Genomic DNA, 18041 nt, shown 5'->3' with positions numbered 1-18041 from the left:
CGGACCACAGCATAAATATGGTGTGACGGTCGTCCCAGCGGCGGCCGAGTACCGCAACCCCGCTGAGAGGACGCAGAGCATGGCCGGCGCGATGCGCAAGATGGCGGTCTACCTCGGCCTCGTGGAGGACGACGGGTACGACGGACCGGGGTTCGACCCGGACGACGAATTCGAGCCCGAGATGGCCACACCGCCGAGCAGCCGGACCGCTCCGGAGCCCGAGCGGGCACCCCGGCGCCAGCACATCCCGGCGCCGGTCCAGCACCAGCCGGCGCAGGACGAGCCGCCGCGGCTCGTGCACCCGCCGGCGCCCCGCGAACCGCGGATCGCCCCAGTGGCATCCATCACACCTGATCGTCACAGCCTGGAGAAGAACGCACCGGTGATCATGCCCAAGGTCGTGTCAGAGCGCGAGCCCTACCGGATCACGACACTCCACCCCCGGACCTACAACGAAGCCCGTACCATCGGGGAACACTTCCGCGAAGGAACCCCGGTGATCATGAACTTGACCGAGATGGACGACACGGACGCGAAGCGACTTGTCGACTTCGCGGCGGGTCTGGTGTTCGGTCTCCACGGGAGCATCGAGCGGGTGACGCAGAAGGTCTTTCTGCTCTCGCCTGCTAACGTCGATGTCACGGCGGAAGACAAAGCCCGGATCGCCGAGGGTGGGTTCTTCAACCAGAGCTGAACCAACCGCTACCGCAAGACCCGGCCGCGAGGCCGACGAGCAGGGGAGAGGGAAGGCGCGATGGACATCGCACTCCAAGTGCTGTGGGTCGCACTTGCGTGCTTCTTCGCCGTCCTGCTTTTCCGATTGGTGATGGATTACGTCTTCCAGTTCGCCCGAGCATGGCACCCTGGGAAGGCGATGGTAGTGGTCCTGGAGGGCACCTACACTGTCACCGACCCGCCACTCAAGCTTCTACGGCGGTTCATCCCGCCGTTGCGTCTCGGGGGCGTGGCGCTCGACTTGTCCTTCTTTGTACTGATGATCATCGTGCTCATCCTGCTCGACGTACTGAAGGGCTTGCGAGGATGACCGGTGCGGGCTCCCGATATGTCGACGATCACGTTGAGGTGAAGAGATGCCGCTGACCCCCGAGGATGTTCGGAACAAGCAGTTCACGACCGTCCGCCTCCGAGAAGGCTATGACGAGGACGAGGTCGACGCCTTCCTCGACGAGGTAGAGGCCGAGTTGACCCGGCTGCTGCGGGAGAACGAGGACCTGCGGGCCAAGCTGGCCGCGGCGACCCGGGCCGCCGCGCAGAACCAGCAGCAGGGCATGCGCAAGCCGGAACAACAGGATCGGCCGGTACCCGCCGCCATATCGGGCCCCCAGCCGGTGCAGCAGCAGATGCCCCAGCAGCAGATGGGTCCGCCCCAGTTGCCTGGTGGAGCTCCGCAGTTGCCGGCTGGACCGAGCGGCCAGCAGGGTCAGGGCCCGATGGGTCAGCACCCGATGCAGCAGCAGGGTCACCCCATGCAGGGGCCGCCCGGAATGCAGGGCCCGATGCAGGGTCAGGGCCCGATGGGTCAGCACCCGATGCAGCAGCAGGGTCACCCCATGCAGGGGCCCCCTGGAATGCAGGGCCCGATGCAGGGTCAGGGCCCGATGGGCCAGCACCCCATGCAGCAGCAGGGGCCGATGCAGGGCCAGGGCCCGATGGGTCAGCACCCGATGCAGCAGCAGGGTCCCGGCGGCGACAGCGCGGCGCGCGTACTGTCGCTCGCCCAGCAGACCGCCGACCAGGCCATCGCCGAAGCGCGGTCCGAGGCCAACAAGATCGTCGGTGAGGCACGCAGCCGCGCGGAAGGCCTGGAGCGGGACGCCCGCGCCAAGGCGGACGCGCTGGAGCGGGACGCGCAGGAGAAGCACCGCGTCGCCATGGGTTCGCTGGAGTCGGCCCGGGCCACGCTGGAGCGCAAGGTCGAGGATCTGCGCGGCTTCGAACGCGAGTACCGCACCCGGCTGAAGTCCTACCTGGAGTCCCAGCTCCGTCAGCTGGAGAACCAGGCGGACGACTCGCTCGCCCCGCCGCGTACGGCCCCGCCGTCCGCTCCCTCGCTGCCGTCCGCGTCCTCGATGAGCGGCTCGATGGGCAGCAGCTCGATGAGCGGCATGGCACCGGCCGGCGCGGGTGCCATGGGGCACAACGGGTCGGGTCCCTCCTACGGTGGGGGCCAGGGCATGGGGCACAACCCCGGTCCGACCTACGGTGGCCAGCAGCAGATGTCGCCCGCGATGACGCAGCCGATGGCTCCGGTCCGGCCGCAGGGGCCGGCGCCGTTGCAGCAGGCGCCGACGCCGATGCGGGGATTTCTGATCGACGAGGACGACAACTAGCCGCTGGCCGCTGGGCTCACCGGTGAAGGGGCCGCGCCCCGGGGTTCATCCCCGGAGCGCGGCCCCTTCGGCGTTCCCCCGCCCCTTGCGTGCCTCCGGCCCGCCACCTGCCTCCGGCGCTTCACCGGAGTGCCCCGAAGGGGCGCGAGGAACTGCGCGACCAGCCCCGGACGACCGGCTGACCGTCACCGGAGCGAAGGGGCAGTTGCTGTCGTATCCGGCCACCGGCCGGTGACCGGTTGCGCGCGCCGTTCCTCGCGCCCCTTATAGGTGCCCTTCGAAGGCTGCTCCGCCGGGGGTTACGCCTTGTGGAGGTGGAAGGTCAGGCCCAGGGGGGTGTCGGTGAAGGCGGAGCCGAAATCGGGGGTGGGGGCGCCCTCGGCGAAATCCGTGGCCAGCACCTCCTCGGCGATGAGCGGCGCGTGGGCCGCGAGGGCCGCCGCCAGCTCCGGATCGCTCGCCGCGTACCGCACCGCGATGCGGTCGGCGACGTCGAGCCCGCTGTTCTTGCGGGCCTCCTGGATCAGCCGGATCACATCGCGGGCGAGTCCGGCCAGCCGCAGCTCCGGGGTGATCTCCAGATCGAGCGCCACCGTCGCGCCGGAGTCGGAGGCGACCGACCACCCCTCGCGCGGGGTCTCGGTCACGATGACCTCCTCGGGCGCGAGGGCGACCGTCTCCCCATCGACCTCCACGCTCGCCGTGCCCTCCCGCAGCGCCGCCGACAGCGCCGCCGCGTCGGCCGCCGCCACGGCCGCGGCGACCGCCTGCACCCCCTTGCCGAACCGCCTGCCGAGCGCCCGGAAGTTGGCCTTCGCGGTGGTGTCGACGAGCGAGCCGCCCACCTCGGCGAGCGAGGCCAGCGCCGAGACGTTCAGCTCCTCGGTGATCTGGGCCCGCAGCTCCGCCGACAGGGCGTCGAAGCCCGCCGCGGCGACCAGCGCCCGGGACAGCGGCTGCCGGGTCTTGACCGCGGACTCCGCCCGGGTGGCGCGGCCCAGCTCCACCAGCCGCCGTACCAGTCGCATCTGTTCGGCGAGCGCCGGGTCGATCCGGTCGTGGTCGGCCACCGGCCACGAGGCGAGGTGCACCGAGTCCGGCGCGTCCGGGTCCACCGGCGCCACCAGGTCCTGCCAGACCCGCTCGGTGATGAACGGCACCAGCGGCGCCAGCAGCCGGGTCACCGTTTCGAGCACGTCGTGCAGGGTGCGCAGCGCCGCCGCGTCGCCCTGCCAGAACCGCCGCCGGGACCGCCGCACGTACCAGTTGGAGAGGTCGTCCACGTAGGCGGAGAGCAGCTTGCCGGCCCGCTGGGTGTCATAGGACTCCAGCGCGTCGGTGACGTCCCGCACCAGCGCGTTCAGCTCGCCGATCAGCCAGCGGTCGAGCAGCGGACGGTCCTCGACCGCCGGATCGGCGGCGCTCGGCGCCCAGTTCGAGGTGCGGGCGTAGAGCGCCTGGAAGGCGACGGTGTTCCAGTACGTCAGCAGGGTCTTGCGGACGACCTCCTGGATGGTGCCGTGGCCCACCCGGCGGGCCGCCCACGGCGAACCGCCCGCCGCCATGAACCAGCGGACCGCGTCGGCGCCGTGCTGGTCCATGAGCGGGATCGGCTGGAGGATGTTGCCCAGGTGCTTGGACATCTTGCGGCCGTCCTCGGCGAGGATGTGGCCGAGACAGACCACGTTCTCGTACGCGGACCGGTCGAAGACGAGCGTGCCGACCGCCATCAGCGTGTAGAACCAGCCGCGGGTCTGGTCGATCGCCTCGGAGATGAACTGCGCCGGATAGGTCCGCTCGAAGACGTCCTTGTTGCGGTACGGGTAGCCCCACTGCGCGAACGGCATCGACCCCGAGTCGTACCAGGCGTCGATCACCTCGGGCACCCGCGTCGCGGTCGCCGAGCAGGTCGGGCAGGCGAAGGTGACCGCGTCGATGTAGGGGCGGTGCGGATCGAGCCCCGACTGGTCGGTGCCGGTCAGCTCGCCGAGTTCGGTGAGCGAGCCCACACAGGTGAGGTGGCCCTCCGGGCAGCGCCAGATGGGCAGCGGGGTGCCCCAGTAGCGGTTGCGGGACAGCGCCCAGTCCACGTTGTTGTCGAGCCAGTCGCCGTAGCGGCCGTGCTTGACGCTCTCCGGGTACCAGTTGGTCCGCTCGTTCTCCCGCAGCAGCGCCTCCTTGACGGCGGTGGTGCGGATGTACCAGGACGGCTGGGCGTAGTAGAGCAGCGCGGTGTGGCAGCGCCAGCAGTGCGGATAGCTGTGCTCGTACGGCACATGCCTGAAGAGCCGGCCGGCCGACTGGAGTTCGGCGACCAGCGCCTCGTCGGCCTTCTTGAAGAAGACGCCGCCGACCAGCGGCACGTCCGGCTCGAAGGTGCCGTCGGGCCGCACCGGGTTGACCACCGGCAGGCCGTACGCCCGGCACGCCTTGAGGTCCTCCTCACCGAAGGCGGGGGACTGGTGGACGAGGCCGGTGCCGTCCTCGGTGGTGACGTACTCGGCGTTGAGCACGAAGTGCGCGTCCGGGATGTCGACGAAGGAGAACGGCCGCTCGTACGTCCAGCGCTCCATCTCGCGGCCGGTGAAGGTCGGGCCGGTCGCCGCCCATCCCTCGCCCAGCGCCTTGCCGAGCAGCGGCTCGGCGACGACGAGCCGCTCGGTGCCGTCGGTGGCGACGACGTAGGTGACGTCCGGATGCGCGGCGACGGCGGTGTTGGACACCAGCGTCCACGGGGTGGTCGTCCACACCAGCAGCGACGCCTGGCCGGCCAGCGGTCCCGAGGTGAGCGGGAAGCGGACGTAGACCGACGGGTCGACGATCGTCTCGTAGCCCTGCGCCAGTTCGTGGTCGGACAGGCCGGTCTGGTCGCGCGGGCACCAGGGGGCGACCCGGTAGTCCTGGACCAGCAGGCCCTTGCCGAAGATCTGCTTGAGCGACCACCACACGGACTCCACGTACTCCGGGTCCATGGTCCGGTAGGCGTCGTCCAGGTCCACCCAGTAGCCCATGCGCGTGGTCAGCTCGGCGAAGGCGTCGGTGTGCCGGGTCACCGAGGCGCGGCACCTGGCGTTGAACTCGGCGATGCCGTACGCCTCGATGTCCTGCTTGCCGGTGAAGCCCAGCTCCTTCTCCACCGCGAGCTCGACCGGCAGGCCGTGGCAGTCCCAGCCGGCCTTGCGGGTCACATGGTGGCCCTGCATGGTCTTGAAGCGCGGGAAGACGTCCTTGAAGACGCGGGCCTCGATGTGGTGGGCGCCGGGCATGCCGTTGGCGGTGGGCGGCCCCTCGTAGAACACCCACTCGGGGCGGCCCTCGGTCTGCTCCACCGAGCGGGCGAAGGTGTTGCGCTCGCTCCACAGGGCCAGCACCTCGTGTTCGAGGGCGGGCAGATCGATCTGGGCGGGTACCTGGCGGTACTGCGGCTGACGCGGCTGGGTCATCAGGGTTCTTCCTCCGGCGGACGCTTGTCGCTTGTCGCGTACTTCCGTCGGAGGGACGAGAGCGAGCGCTCCCGCGGTACCACCCTCCTTGGCGGTGCCGCACGTCCCTACGGACGCCACCGCCCCCTCATTGGGGTCGCGAGGCCGGGTCTACGGTCCGCCGGGGCCTCGTACGCCTCCCGCGGGCTTTCCTCCGGCGGCTCCGGGGTGATCTTCGCACCGCGCACACCCCCGGGCTTCCACCGTCCCCGGGTCGCTGTGGGCTGCGTGCGGCGCTACTCGTCCCATCGACGCCTTTCGCTCGGCCCAGTGTACGGCGCCGTTGGGAACGGAGCCGACCGGTTATACGGTGGAGCTTGGACCCGAATGGCGGCTTTCCGGCATGGTCGGGCCGGTGTGCCGGAATACCTCTCGGTGAGCTGGGCACAACGGATGGAGACCTGTCTGCCCCGGTCGGCGGCTCGATGAAGAGCCGGGCCGCGAGCGCCTTGGATACTCCAGAGCACCCCCAGAATCCGCGGAATCCGGCATCATCCGGCACCATTCGGCATCATCCGGCAAAATCGTGAGAACGCGCCGAAATCGTCGCAACCGCCAGAAGCGGGAAATCCGCGAGGAACTCGCGCGCGGCGAAGCAGGCACCGGCGGAGCACGCGCCGGTCAGGACGGCACCGGCCAGCGCGGCCGGCGCCGCGAAGAAGACAGGAGCCCGCAAGGTGGCAGCCAAGAAGACCGTGGCCCAGTCGGCCGCGACATCGGGGTCCCCGGTCCCCGCCGCCGGTACCGCGGCGCAACCGGGCACGCTGGCCGTACTCCCCGGCGAGGAGCCGTGGACCCCCCAGGAGGTCGAGGAGGCCCGCGCCGAGCTGCTCTCCGAGGTCGAACGGCTCAAGGCCGAGCTGGCCTCGTCGGAGGCGGCGGTGGCCGGCCTGATGCGGGACTCCGGGGACAGCGCGGGCGACGAGGCCGACACCGGCAGCAAGAACATCACCCGGGAGTACGAACTGGCGCTGGCCAACAACACCCGGGAGACGCTCGGCCAGGCCGACCACGCGCTCGGGCGGCTGGACGAGGGCACGTACGGCCTCTGCGAGGTCTGCGGCAACCCGATCGGGAAGGCCAGGATGCAGGCGTTCCCGCGGGCCACCCTCTGCCTGGACGACAAGCAGCGCCAAGAGCGGCGCTGAGCGCGCTGCCCGCCGTCCGGGCGTCCCCGCTCCGGAAAGCCGCCCGCGCGGCCCCGGCTCCGGCCGGGGCCTGGTCGGGTCCGGCCGGGACGAGGGCCGGTACGGAGCGAGGGCCGTTCATTCGTGTTCCGCCGGAGCCGGGACCAGCGCGGGGATCGGCCGGCGGAGCCCTCCGGGAGCCGGTGCCGTACCCTCGTCAGAGTCAGGTCTCGGTGTCAGGATCCGGCCTGGCGGCACGGACCACAGGGGCTGAGGAACTCACGTGACGGAAGCGGAGCGCACCATCACCACACCGGACTCGGCTGACCGGCCGGCGGAGCCCGCCGAGCCCGCGGCGGAGCCGGCCGCGACGGTCGCGGAGCCCGGCGGCGGGTCCGAAGCCGGTACCGGGATCGAGGACGGCGCCGGATCCGAGGGCGGTGCCGAGGACGGCGCGACGGCCGAAGGCCGGCCGGCCGGGGCCCACCGACGGCAGGTCGCCGTGCTGCTCGGTGTCGCCGTGCTCGCCTACCTGCTCGACCTGCTCTCCAAGATCTGGGTCGTGCACAGCCTGGAGCACCACGACCCGATCGACATCTTCGGCCACTACCTGCGGCTGGACGCGATCAGGAACGCCGGCGCCGCCTTCGGCCTCGGCCAGGGCATGACGATCGTCTTCACGGTGATCGCGGCCGGCGTCATCGTGGTGATCGCGCGGCTCTCCCGGCGGCTCCACAGCCTGCCCTGGGCGATCGCGCTCGGCCTGCTGCTCGGCGGCGCCTTCGGCAACCTCACCGACCGCCTCTTCCGCGCGCCCGGCAGTTTCCAGGGCCGGGTGGTGGACTTCATCGCCCCCGAGCACTTCGCGGTCTTCAACCTCGCGGACTCCGCGATCTGCTGCGGCGGCGCGCTCATCGTGCTGCTCTCCTTCCGGGGCGTGGACCCGGACGGCAGCAAGCACCAGGACTGAGGGCCCATACTCGATCAGGTGAGTACGCTTCCCGAAGTCCGTTCCCTGCCTGTCCCCGATGGCCTGGAAGGCGAGCGCGTCGACGCCGCCATCGCCCGTATGTTCGGTTTCTCGCGGACCAAGGCCGCCGAGCTGGCCGCCGCGGGCAAGGTCTCCATCGACGGCGCCCCGGCCGGCAAGTCGGAGCGGGTGCAGGGCGGGGCGTGGCTCGAAGTCGAGATGCCCGCGCCGGCCGAGCCGGTCCGGATCGTCGCGGAACCCGTCGAGGGCATGGAGATCGTCCATGACGACGACGACGTGGTGGTCGTGGTCAAGCCCGTCGGGGTCGCCGCCCACCCCAGCCCCGGCTGGACCGGCACCACCGTGATCGGCGGCCTGGCCGCGGCCGGCTACCGGATCTCCACCTCGGGCGCCGCCGAGCGCCAGGGCATCGTGCACCGTCTCGACGTCGGCACCTCGGGGCTGATGGCGGTGGCCAAGTCGGAGCGGGCGTACACGCTGCTCAAGGCGCAGTTCCGCGACCGGGTGGTGGACAAGCGCTACCACGCCCTGGTCCAGGGCCACCCGGACCCGATGAGCGGCACCATCGACGCGCCCGTCGGCCGCCATCCCCAGCACGACTACAAGTGGGCGGTCACCGCCGACGGCAAGCCGTCGGTGACGCACTACGACCTGATCGAGGCCTTCCGCTCGGCGAGCCTGCTCGACATCAAGCTGGAGACCGGCCGCACCCATCAGATCCGGGTGCACATGTCCGCCCACCGCCACCCGTGCGTCGGCGACCTCACCTACGGCGCCGACCCGACGATGGCCAAGCGGCTCGGGCTGACCCGGCAGTGGCTGCACGCGGTACGGCTCGGCTTCGAACACCCCGCCTCCGGCGACTGGGTCGAATTCGCCAGCGGCTACCCGGCCGACCTCCAGCACGCGCTGGACACCGTGCGGGAGGACAGCCAGTGACCGCACCCGCCACCGCGCCCGCCGCGGAAGGACCCGGCTCCCTCGCCCCCAGGATCGTGGCGGCCGACGACCCGGCGGGGATGGCCGCGGTGCACGCGATCCGGCACGAGGTCTTCGTGGTGGAGCAGGCGGTGCCCGCCGAGATCGAGTGGGACGGCGGTGACGGCAAGGACGGCCGGGCGGTCCACGTGCTGGCGGAAGGCGCCGGCACCGGCCGGCTGCTGCTCGGCGCGGACGCCGCGGGCAAGAACGGCGGCGACCCGGGCACCGCGGTGCTCGGCCGGCTCGCGGTGCTGCGGAGCGCCCGCCGCGGCGGCGTCGGCGCCGCCCTGGTGCGCGCCCTGGAGGACGAGGCGCGGCGGCTCGGCCTGGCCGGTGTCTATCTGGAGGCCCAGGTGCACGCCGTGCCGTTCTACGAGCGGCTCGGTTACCGCGCCTACGGACCTGAGTTCATGGACGCCGGGATCGCGCACCGGGCGATGCGGCGGGAGTTCGCACCACCGGCCTGAGCGGCGAAATTCAGCGGACCGACCGGCGATTGACGGCCGCCCGCCGTAATGGACATGGCAGGCTTACGCAGTGGATCAGCTCGCCCTCTTCTTCGTCCTCAGCCTGGCGGCCATCGTCATGGTGCCGCTGGCCGAGCGGCTGAAGCTGCCCGCGCCGGTGCTGATGACCATCTTCGGCGCGGTGCTCGCCCTGATCCCCCAGGTGCCGAACGTCGACGTCAACCCGGATCTGATCCTGCCGGTGCTGCTGCCCCCGCTGCTCTACGCGGCCGTCCAGCGCACCTCCTGGCGGCAGTTCGCCGTCAACCGGCGGCCGATCCTGCTGCTGGCGGTGGGACTGGTCTTCATCACCACCGCGGCCGTCGCCTATGTCGCCGACACGCTGGTGCCCGGCATCTCACTCGCCGGCGCCTTCGCCCTCGGCGCACTGGTCGCGCCGCCCGACCCGGTGGCCGCGACCGCGGTGGCCGGCTCGCTCGGGCTCCCCCGCCGGATGGTCTCCATCCTGGAGGGCGAGGGGCTCTTCAACGACGTCACCGCCATCGTGCTCTACCACGTGGCGGTCGCGGCGGCGGTCTCCGGTGAGTTCTCAGTGCCGCACGCGGCACTGGAGTTGCTGCTCAACGCGGTGGTCGCGGTCGTCATCGGCCTCGCGCTCGGCTGGGGCGCCAACAAGCTGATGGCGGTGGTCGGCGACCCCACGCTCCAGATCGGCCTGTCGCTGCTGGTGCCGTTCGCCTCCTACGCGCTCGCCGAGGTGCTGCACGGCTCCGGGGTGCTCGCGGTGCTCACCACCGCGCTCTTCCTCGCCGAGCACGCCTTCGAGGCGGACGACGTGCAGGCCCGGCTGGTGGGCAACACCTTCTGGACGATCGTCGACACCCTCATCACCGGTATCGCCTTCGGTCTGATCGGCCTCGAACTGCACAACGTGTTCAGGGTCGGTTCGGCCCCGCAGGGTTCGATGCTCTCGCACGCGGCCCTGGTGGTGGCCGTGGTGGTCGGGATCCGGCTGCTCTACCTGCTGCCCGCCTCCTGGATCGCCCGGCGGCTGCACACGGCGCGGGACGTGGACGAGGACATCCCGATGAGCTGGCGGGAGACGATCACCATGTGGTGGTCGGGGATGCGCGGAGTCGCCTCGGTGGCGCTGGCCCTGGCGATCCCGCTCACCACCCACCACGGCACGCCCTTCCCGGCGCGCCAGGAACTGCTCTTCATCGCCTTCGTGGTGGTGCTCGCCACCCTCGTCATCCAGGGCCTCACCCTGCCCGTGCTGGTCAAGCGGCTCGACGTGGGCCGCGACACCGAGGCCGAGCACGACCTCGAAGCCGCCCTGGCCATCCGGGCGATGACCGCGGCCAGGGCCCGGCTGCGGGAGATCGAGCGCAACGAGGACCTGGACGAGGAGCTGTCGGAGATACTGCACCGCCGGGCGTTCGAGGTGGGGGCCAGGATCTCGCCGGACATCGTGGAGGTGGAGCGGCGGGGCAGCCACGCCCGCCGGCTGGCCCGGATCAGGGCGTTGCGCCACTTCCAGGAGGAGTTGCTGTCCGCTGCCCGGCACGAGGTGCTCTCGGCCCGCAGCGAACCCGGTCACGACCCGGAGATCGTGGACCGGGTGCTGCGCCACCTCGATCTGCGGTCGATGCGCGGGCTGTGACCGGTCAGCGGGCGCCGGGTCCCGGGCCGAGGTCGCTGGAGTCCGGCATCGGCGCCATGCCCCGCTGCTGGCCGGCCGAGGCGTGTCCCGGCGCGGCCGCGGTGTTGATCCGCGGCAGCGCGTAGGGGTGCTCGCAGCGTAGCCAGTCGATGAGCTGCTCGCGCACGATGCAGCGCAGATTGAAGATGTCGTCGGCGTCCTTGGCGGTGACCAGCGCCCGCAGTTGGATGGTGGTCGGGGTGGTGTCGATCACCACCAGGCCCCACGCCCTGCGGTCCCACTCCGAGGCCTGTTCGAGCACTTCGAGCAGCCGTTTGCGCATCGCGTCCACCGGCGTTGAGTGATCCAGGTGGAAGAAGACCGTGCCGGTCATCCGCGGATCGCCGCGCGACCAGTTCTCGAACGGCTTGCTGGTGAAGTACGACACCGGCATGGTGATCCGCCGCTCGTCCCAGGTGCGGACGCTCAGATAGGTCAGGGTGATCTCCTCCACCAGACCCCACTCGCCGTCCACCACCACGGTGTCGCCGATCCGCACCATGTCGCCGAAGGCGATCTGGAGGCCGGCGAAGAGGTTGCTCAGCGTGGACTGCGCGGCGACACCGGCGACGATGCCGATGATGCCGGCCGAGGCCAGCATCGAGGCGCCGACGGTCCGCAGTTCGGGGAAGGTGAACAGCATCGAGGCGACCGCGATCACACCGACGACCGCGGTGAAGATCCGCTGGATGAGGGTGAGCTGGGTGCGCAGCCGGCGGATCTTGGGGACGCTGCGCGAGGTGGCCGCGTACTGGGCGTAGACCGAGTCGTTGGCCGCGGCCGCGATCCGCACCACCAGCCAGGCGGAGGAGGCGATCAGCACCAGGGTGAGCGCCTGCCCGATCTGCCCGGCGTAGTGGGCGACGTGCGTCGCCCGGTAGGCGCCCCGGATCAGCCCGCCGCACAGCACGAGCTGCAACGGCAGCCGGCAGCGGCGCAGCAGTCCCCACAGCGGTGTCTCCGGATGGCGGGCATCGACGGACCGCAGTGACCGGTCGACCAGCCAGCCGACGATCAGGGTCAGTACGACTGCCGGACCGATCACCAGGATCGGTCGCAGCGCGCTCTCCATGGACGCCTCGCTTCCGTTTCTACGGCTGTGTGCCGCCGGGGTTCAGGACTCCGGCCCCGGTCGTCCGGTATCCGGTCGTAGGGCACCATGGTTCGTGCCCGTCCGATGAGAGGAAGTCCCGTGACGATCATGCTGTTCCACAGCGCCTACGGTCTGCGGCCCGCGGTGTCCGCCGCCGCCGACCGGCTGCGGGCGGCCGGGCACGAGGTGCACGTACCCGACCTCTACGACGGGCGCACCACCGAATCGATCGAGGACGGCCTGGCGATCCGTGACGAGATCGGCCGGGACGAACTGCTGCGCCGCGCCGTCATCGCCGCGGCTCCCCACTCGGAGCGGGGCCTGGTCTACGCCGGCTTCTCGCTCGGCGGCTCCATCGCCCAGAATCTGGCACTCGGCGACGACAAGGCCCGTGGCCTGCTCCTCCTGCACGGTACATCGGATCTGACCGACGACGCGGCCACCGAGGTCCCGGTCCAGCTCCACGTCGCGGAGCCGGACCCGTTCGAGACGGACGACTGGCTCAACGCCTGGTACCTGCGGATGCGCAAGGCCGGGGCGGAGGTGGAGATCCACCGCTACCGGGGCGCCGGCCATCTCTACACCGATCCCGGGCTGCCCGATCACGACGCGGAGGCGACCGAGCGCACCTGGGCGATCGCGCTGGACTTCGTCGCCGATCTCTGACCCGGCCGTCGGCCGGGTGCGGGGGAGGGCCGGCGCCCGCCGAGCGGCCCGCGGACGCGCGTCGGCCGCCGGGCCCCGATGGCGGGTCCGGCGGCCGAGTGGCGGCGATTTGTCCGATGCGGCTGACGTGTCCGATGCGGTTGATACGGGTGATCGGCGGGTGATCGGCGTTGGATCAGGCCGTGATCACTTCACGAGGTCGGCCTCGATGTTGGACATCACCGTCGCCGCGTCCACACCGATCACCGACACCTGCTTGCCGTTGAGCATCACGGTCGGCGTGCCCGTGACGCCCTTGGAGTTGTCGAACTTCTTGCTCATCGTCAGCGCCCACTTGTCGTAGGTGCCGTTCTTCACCGCGTCCGAGAACTTGGCGTTGCCCTTCAGCGCCGGGATCTTCTGCGCCAGCGCGATCAGGTGGTCGGCGCTGTTGAAGTCGTCCTTGGTCTCGTCCGGGTGCACGGCCTTGGAGTAGAGCAGCGTGTGGTACTGCGAGAAGGCGTCCGTGGACACGTTCAGCGCGGCGCCCAGCGCGCTCAGCGCCTTCTTTGAGCCCGACCCGCCCTGGCCCTTGTCCAGGAAGGTGCCGAAGGTGTACGAGATGTTGTACTTGCCGTCCTTGGCGCCCTGGACCACCTGGTTTCCGGCCGCCTGCTCGTACGCGGCGCAGATCGGGCAGCGCATGTCCTCGTACTCGAGCAGGCTGTTCTTGTTCTTCGGGTCGCCGACGATCACCGTCGTCCCGTCGGTGCCCGAGGTGTTGGCCGGCTTGACCAGCGGCTTGTTCGCCGCGTCCGACCAGTAGCTGGGCTTGTTCATCTGGTTGACGGCGACGGCCACGCCGCCGGCTATCGCCAGCAGCGCGACCACGCCGCCGCCGACCAGCAGCTGGCGGCGGACCTTGGCCCGCTTGGCCTCCTTCTCCCGCTGGAGCCGCAGCCGCTCGCGGGCGGCTTCCTTGCTGGCCTTGCTGTTCCTGGTGCTCATGACTGGGTTCTCCATGGGTGTACGCGTGGGTGGTGCCGGCGGTGTCGCGGTCTACAGAGCGACCGGAACCGGCGGACCACGGCGTACCACGGCATGCAGCAGCGGGCGGGCGGGCCGAGCGCCCGCGACGCCACGGGTGGCCGCGGCGCCGACCCGGCGCGGCGGCGCGCCGAGCCCGCCGCGGACCGCGGCGAACGCCAGCAGGGGGGGGAAGGCGGCGGCGCCCATCGCGCGCAGCACCCGCTGCGCAGCGGCCTCGCCGCGGCCGAGCCACCATGCGGCCAGCAGGCCGACCGTCATGTGCGCGGCGAGCAGCAGCCACGGCAGGGCGACCGACGGCACGTGCTGCGCCGCCTGGCCGCCGGGCACGGTGGCGAGCCCCCCGCCGACCTGCGCGCCGACCTGCCCGCCGTGGCAGAGCACCACCTCGTGGAAGGACCGCCAGGAGCCGGTGACCGGGCCGCCGGAGGGCCCGTAGCAGGATTCCCGGCCGGCCGTGAACAGCGTGTCCAGCGCCAGCTCCAGGGGCACCATGAGAGCGGCGATCGACCAGAAGCCGCGCTCCCGGCCGCCCAGCAGATACGCGAGCGCGAACACCCCGGCGAAGGCGCCGGCCACCGCGGTCAGCGGCAGCGGGCTGCGCGCGAGCAGCACATGGGAGGTGGAGGAGAGTGTGACGCAGAGCGCGGCGAACAGGGCAGCGCGAACTGCCCTCAGCCGCGGTCGTATCTCCTCCATGGCGCAGAGTGTGCCACGACAGACCGTAGGCGCGGCCTAAAGGTCGGGTAACGGATGGGGCGGAGGGTTCTTTCAATGGGCCGCGCACCGGCGGTGTCTCGGTCGTGTCGGCCGTGTCGGCCGGGTTGGCCCGGTTGGCCGGGTCGGCCGACGTCGGCCGACCCGGCCCATTCGGCGGGGGCGCCCGGCGTGCGCGCGGGTGTGATGTCCGCCTCCTCCGTGGCGGGTGCGGGTGCGGGTCGCGCGGCGCGGAACCGGCGGGAAACCGGCGCGAAGTGCGGGCGCGTCCGGCGGCGTTGCTCCTATCACCGGCCCTGCGACCGACCTCGCGGCCGAGCTTGCGACCGGCTTGACCGGCCCTACGGCCCCCGACCGTACGACCGCGGGGGCGCCCCGAAGGACACCCCCGCGTCGTTCGCCACGTGATCCGCGCCGCCGGTGTGACAGGCGGACGCGGTGGATCAGTTGTGGCCGAAGCGCTGCTTCTGCTTGCGCGGGGCCTGCGTGGCGGCGGGCATCCCGTGCTCCTCGGCGCCCGGGTTGCGCGGGGCGTCCTGCGAGTCCGGGCGCTGGCCGGCCCGCTGACCCTGCTGGTCGCGCTGCTCGTGCTGATCCCGCTGACGGTTCTGGTTCTTGTTCTTCGCCACGGTCGTGCCTTCCTGGTGTGGGGGGTGTTGAGGCCGACCGGCCGCCAAGGGCCGAGGGGGCCGCCATCAGACTCACACGACACGACAAAGCGCGCATTTCGGGTAATTGGCCACGTGGTGACCACGACGGCGGCCGAGAAAAAGTGACGACCGCCACGCCGAAGATCGCGTTCGAGGTCATAACCCCCGAGCATTCGGGCAGACTCGGGGGACATCGCGGGGAGAACCCTGGGTAATACAGTGCCGGGGGGCGACCGGAAGAGGTGCAACATGGACCGCTGCGTCGTCCTGGTGGACGCCGGATATCTGCTGGGCGCAGCGGCGAGCCTGCTGGCCGGTGAACCATCACGTTCCCGGATCCTGGTGGATCATGCCGGCGTGGTCGCCGGCCTGCGCAAACGCGCCGAGGAGGAGACCGGACAACCGCTGCTGCGGATCTACTGGTTCGACGGCGCACCCGATCGGGTTCCGCAACCGGAGCACCGCAGGCTGCGGGTGATGCCCCGGGTGACGGTACGGCTCGGCGCGCTCACCCGGACGGACGGCCGGTGGGCGCAGAAGGGCGTCGACGCCGCCATGCACGCCGAGCTGTCGGAACTGGCCCGCAACCGGGCCTGCTCCGACGTCGTCCTGGTCACCGGCGACGGCGATCTGCTGCCCGGCATGATGTCCGCCAAGGAACACGGCGTCGCCGTCCATCTGTGGGCCGTCCAGGCCGCCGACGGGGACTACAACCAGTCCGAGGACCTGGTGGCCGAGGCCGACGAGCGGCGGGTGCTCGACCGGGAGTGGATCACCGCCGCGATCCGGGCCCGCGACGTCAGCGGGGCCTGCCCGCCGCCCGGACCCCGGCCGGAGATCCGCCCCGAGATCGCGGCGATCCTGTCCGCCCCGCTCCCGGAGTCGGCGAGCGCGGCGCCGGAGAGCCAGCACGCCTCCCACCCCGTGCACGAGGGGCACCCGGCGCACGCCGGCCACCCCGGCCACGCCATCAACACGGCCGACCCGGTGAAGAACGGCTCCGGGCCGGGACCCGGCGCGATCACCGCCCCCAACAAGGGCGTCACCGTGCCCACCCCCAAGGACCTGGCCGGGCTCGGCCGCCCCACCCACACCGCGTCCCCCGGGTCTCAGCCGGCGCCCAGCGCCACCCTGCGCTGGTCCTCCGACAAGGGCTGGACCGACCGCGGCACCGGCACGGACCTGCCCGACACCAGCGGGCTGCCCACCCTCGCCCAGGTCACCACGGCGGAGCAGCGCTGGGCCGATCGCGAGGCCGACATCACCGCGGTCAGCGGCGACCCCTACGAGGTCGGGCAGGTGTTCGCCCGCCGCTGGATCGCCCGGGTCAACGACGCGAGCCAGCTCCAGCACCTCTCCTCGCACTATCCCCGGGTGCCGCACCGCATCGACGGTGAGCTGCTCAGATACGCGGCCCGCTTCGGGCTGCTCGCCCACAAGGACGACCAGATCGACGAGCACGACCGGTACGCGATCAGGGCGGGTTTCTGGCGCGAGGTCGAGGGGCGGGCGCCCTCCGACGCCGCGCCTGACGGTGGCTGAGCCGGCCGGCCGGGGCCGGCGGGTGATCCGCCCCGGCCGCCGCTCCGGACGGCGCTATGCCCGCTCCGGGGCCAACCCCGTTTGGCCGACCGGCGGGCCCGGCGCGTACGCTCGGTCCTCGTGAGCACCGGCACGGAGGAAACGGCGCCCCCGGCGGTCGGCACCAGCCGCGATGCGGCGTGCACCGTACGTGGTCTGATCAGGACGTATCCAACCGGTCCAGCCGGTCCATCCGGTCCTCCTGGCTCATCCGGTCCGGCGCGTCCGACCCTGCGCCGCCGGGGCCCGCGGTCCGCCGCGCCGCCGCTACGGGCCAACGACGGCATCGACCTCGACGTCGCCCGCGGTGAGATCTTCGGCATCCTCGGCCCCAACGGCGCCGGCAAGACCACCCTCGTCCGCCAGCTCACCGGGCTGCTCCGGCCCGACGCCGGCTCCATCGAACTCCTCGGCCACGATCTCGTCCGCCACCCCGACCGGGCCGCCCGGCTGATCGGCTACCTCGGCCAGGAATCCACCGCGTTCGACGAGTTGACGGTCGCGCTGGCCGCCGAGACCACCGGCCGGCTGCGCGGGCTCGACGCGGCCGCCGCGCGGGCCGCCCGCGACGCCGTACTCGACGAACTCGACCTCGGGGCGCTGGCCGGGCGCCCGCTGAAGAAGCTCTCCGGCGGCCAGCGCCGGCTCGCCTGCTTCGCCGCGACCCTCGTGGGCGCGCGGCCGGTCCTGGTGCTCGACGAGCCCACCACCGGCATGGACCCGGTGGCCCGGCGCGCCGTCTGGGCGGCGGTGGACCGGCGCAGGAGCGAGAGCGGGACCACGGTGCTGCTGGTCACGCACAACGTCATCGAGGCGGAGACGGTGCTTGACCGGGTCGCGGTGCTGGACCGGGGGCGGGTCATCGCGTCGGACACGCCGGCCGGGCTGCGGGCCCTCGTCGCCGACGAGGTGCGGCTCGATCTGGTGTGGCGGTACGACGCGCCGGTCGATCTTCCGGCGGTGGCCGAGCTGCGGTCGCTCGCGGAGGTCGCCGGGCGGCGCTGGACGCTGCGGCTTCCGCAGGAGCGGGCGCGGGCGGCGGTCGCCGAGGTCACCGGGGGGCCGGCTTTCGCCGCGCTCGACGATTTCACCTTGGCGGTGCCGAGCCTTGAGGACGTGTATCTGGCGCTGGGCGGGCGGGGGAAGGGGTTGACCAAGGCATGAGGCGGCCTGCGGCGCTGAGCCCGGTATGCGTCCGGCCGTCCTT

17 protein-coding genes are annotated in these 18041 nt (G+C 71.8%); 11 read left to right on the top strand and 6 right to left on the bottom strand.

The window, feature by feature from the left end; all coding sequences use genetic code 11:
* The first annotated feature begins 79 nt into the window (after window positions 1-79).
* Genes OG519_RS07815 through OG519_RS07805 form a run of 3 tightly spaced genes read left to right on the top strand, consistent with a single transcriptional unit; the run spans window position 80 to window position 2351 of the window.
* The gene (locus OG519_RS07815; RefSeq protein ID WP_405580423.1) at window positions 80-694 is read left to right on the top strand and encodes a cell division protein SepF; all 615 of its coding nucleotides are present in this window, start codon (window positions 80-82) and stop codon (window positions 692-694) included.
* Between the two features lie 60 nt (window positions 695-754).
* Complete coding sequence (locus tag OG519_RS07810) at window positions 755-1045, top strand: YggT family protein (protein WP_405580420.1); 291 nt, start codon at window positions 755-757, stop codon at window positions 1043-1045.
* A gap of 46 nt (window positions 1046-1091) precedes the next feature.
* Window positions 1092-2351, top strand: a complete 1260-nt coding sequence (locus OG519_RS07805; protein WP_405580417.1) for a DivIVA domain-containing protein — start codon at window positions 1092-1094, stop codon at window positions 2349-2351.
* Between the two features lie 299 nt (window positions 2352-2650).
* Here the strand turns inward: OG519_RS07805 and ileS are convergent, their stop codons facing one another.
* Window positions 2651-5794 carry an isoleucine--tRNA ligase gene (ileS, locus tag OG519_RS07800; RefSeq protein WP_405580414.1) on the bottom strand — a complete coding sequence of 1048 codons (3144 nt, stop codon included), beginning with the start codon at window positions 5792-5794 and terminating at the stop codon, window positions 2651-2653.
* Window positions 5795-6344: 550 nt separating this feature from the next.
* A complete protein-coding gene (locus tag OG519_RS07795) occupies window positions 6345-6521 on the bottom strand; it encodes a hypothetical protein (protein WP_405580411.1) in 177 nt (58 codons plus the stop codon).
* Here OG519_RS07795 and OG519_RS07790 point away from each other — a divergent pair.
* The 5 genes from OG519_RS07790 to OG519_RS07770 all read left to right on the top strand — a co-directional run bounded on the left by OG519_RS07790 (window position 6511) and on the right by OG519_RS07770 (window position 11062).
* Entirely contained in the window at window positions 6511-6981 is a 471-nt protein-coding gene (locus tag OG519_RS07790) for a TraR/DksA family transcriptional regulator (RefSeq protein WP_405580409.1), read from the top strand. The genes OG519_RS07795 and OG519_RS07790 overlap by 11 nt on opposite strands.
* A gap of 262 nt (window positions 6982-7243) precedes the next feature.
* Window positions 7244-7930, top strand: a complete 687-nt coding sequence (lspA, locus tag OG519_RS07785) for a signal peptidase II (protein WP_405580406.1) — start codon at window positions 7244-7246, stop codon at window positions 7928-7930.
* A gap of 18 nt (window positions 7931-7948) precedes the next feature.
* Window positions 7949-8890, top strand: a complete 942-nt coding sequence (locus OG519_RS07780; RefSeq protein ID WP_405580403.1) for an RluA family pseudouridine synthase — start codon at window positions 7949-7951, stop codon at window positions 8888-8890.
* An 80-nt stretch (window positions 8891-8970) separates the two neighbouring features.
* On the top strand, window positions 8971-9399 hold the full coding sequence (locus tag OG519_RS07775; protein WP_405592549.1) for a GNAT family N-acetyltransferase: 429 nt from the start codon (window positions 8971-8973) through the stop codon (window positions 9397-9399).
* A gap of 70 nt (window positions 9400-9469) precedes the next feature.
* Window positions 9470-11062, top strand: coding sequence for a Na+/H+ antiporter (locus tag OG519_RS07770; RefSeq protein ID WP_405580400.1), 1593 nt, complete (start codon window positions 9470-9472; stop codon window positions 11060-11062).
* A 4-nt stretch (window positions 11063-11066) separates the two neighbouring features.
* Here OG519_RS07770 and OG519_RS07765 read toward each other — a convergent pair whose 3' ends face one another.
* Entirely contained in the window at window positions 11067-12173 is a 1107-nt protein-coding gene (locus OG519_RS07765; protein WP_405580397.1) for a mechanosensitive ion channel family protein, read from the bottom strand.
* Between the two features lie 129 nt (window positions 12174-12302).
* Here OG519_RS07765 and OG519_RS07760 point away from each other — a divergent pair, with 129 nt between their 5' ends.
* On the top strand, window positions 12303-12860 hold the full coding sequence (locus OG519_RS07760; RefSeq protein ID WP_405592547.1) for a dienelactone hydrolase family protein: 558 nt from the start codon (window positions 12303-12305) through the stop codon (window positions 12858-12860).
* Between the two features lie 186 nt (window positions 12861-13046).
* Here the strand turns inward: OG519_RS07760 and OG519_RS07755 are convergent, their stop codons facing one another.
* From OG519_RS07755 to OG519_RS07745, 3 genes are all read right to left on the bottom strand, one after another.
* Window positions 13047-13847 (bottom strand): thioredoxin domain-containing protein, encoded by an 801-nt coding sequence (locus tag OG519_RS07755; protein WP_405580395.1) that lies wholly within the window; start codon window positions 13845-13847, stop codon window positions 13047-13049.
* 51 nt (window positions 13848-13898) lie between these two features.
* Window positions 13899-14585: a hypothetical protein gene (locus OG519_RS07750; RefSeq protein WP_405580392.1), complete on the bottom strand. Its 687-nt coding sequence runs from the start codon at window positions 14583-14585 to the stop codon at window positions 13899-13901.
* Window positions 14586-15046: 461 nt separating this feature from the next.
* On the bottom strand, window positions 15047-15232 hold the full coding sequence (locus OG519_RS07745; RefSeq protein ID WP_405580389.1) for a hypothetical protein: 186 nt from the start codon (window positions 15230-15232) through the stop codon (window positions 15047-15049).
* Window positions 15233-15502: 270 nt separating this feature from the next.
* On the opposite strand from OG519_RS07745, the gene OG519_RS07740 reads away from it, so the two are divergent.
* Window positions 15503-16795 (top strand): NYN domain-containing protein, encoded by a 1293-nt coding sequence (locus tag OG519_RS07740; protein WP_405580386.1) that lies wholly within the window; start codon window positions 15503-15505, stop codon window positions 16793-16795.
* A 120-nt stretch (window positions 16796-16915) separates the two neighbouring features.
* Entirely contained in the window at window positions 16916-17998 is a 1083-nt protein-coding gene (locus tag OG519_RS07735; protein ID WP_405580384.1) for an ABC transporter ATP-binding protein, read from the top strand.
* Window positions 17999-18041: the final 43 nt, after the last annotated feature.

This window comes from Streptomyces sp. NBC_01190 (assembly GCF_045039895.1).
Lineage (GTDB): Bacteria > Actinomycetota > Actinomycetes > Streptomycetales > Streptomycetaceae > Actinacidiphila.
Note: the sequence above shows the minus strand (reverse complement) of the source record. Positions and strands in the feature narration are given on the sequence as shown.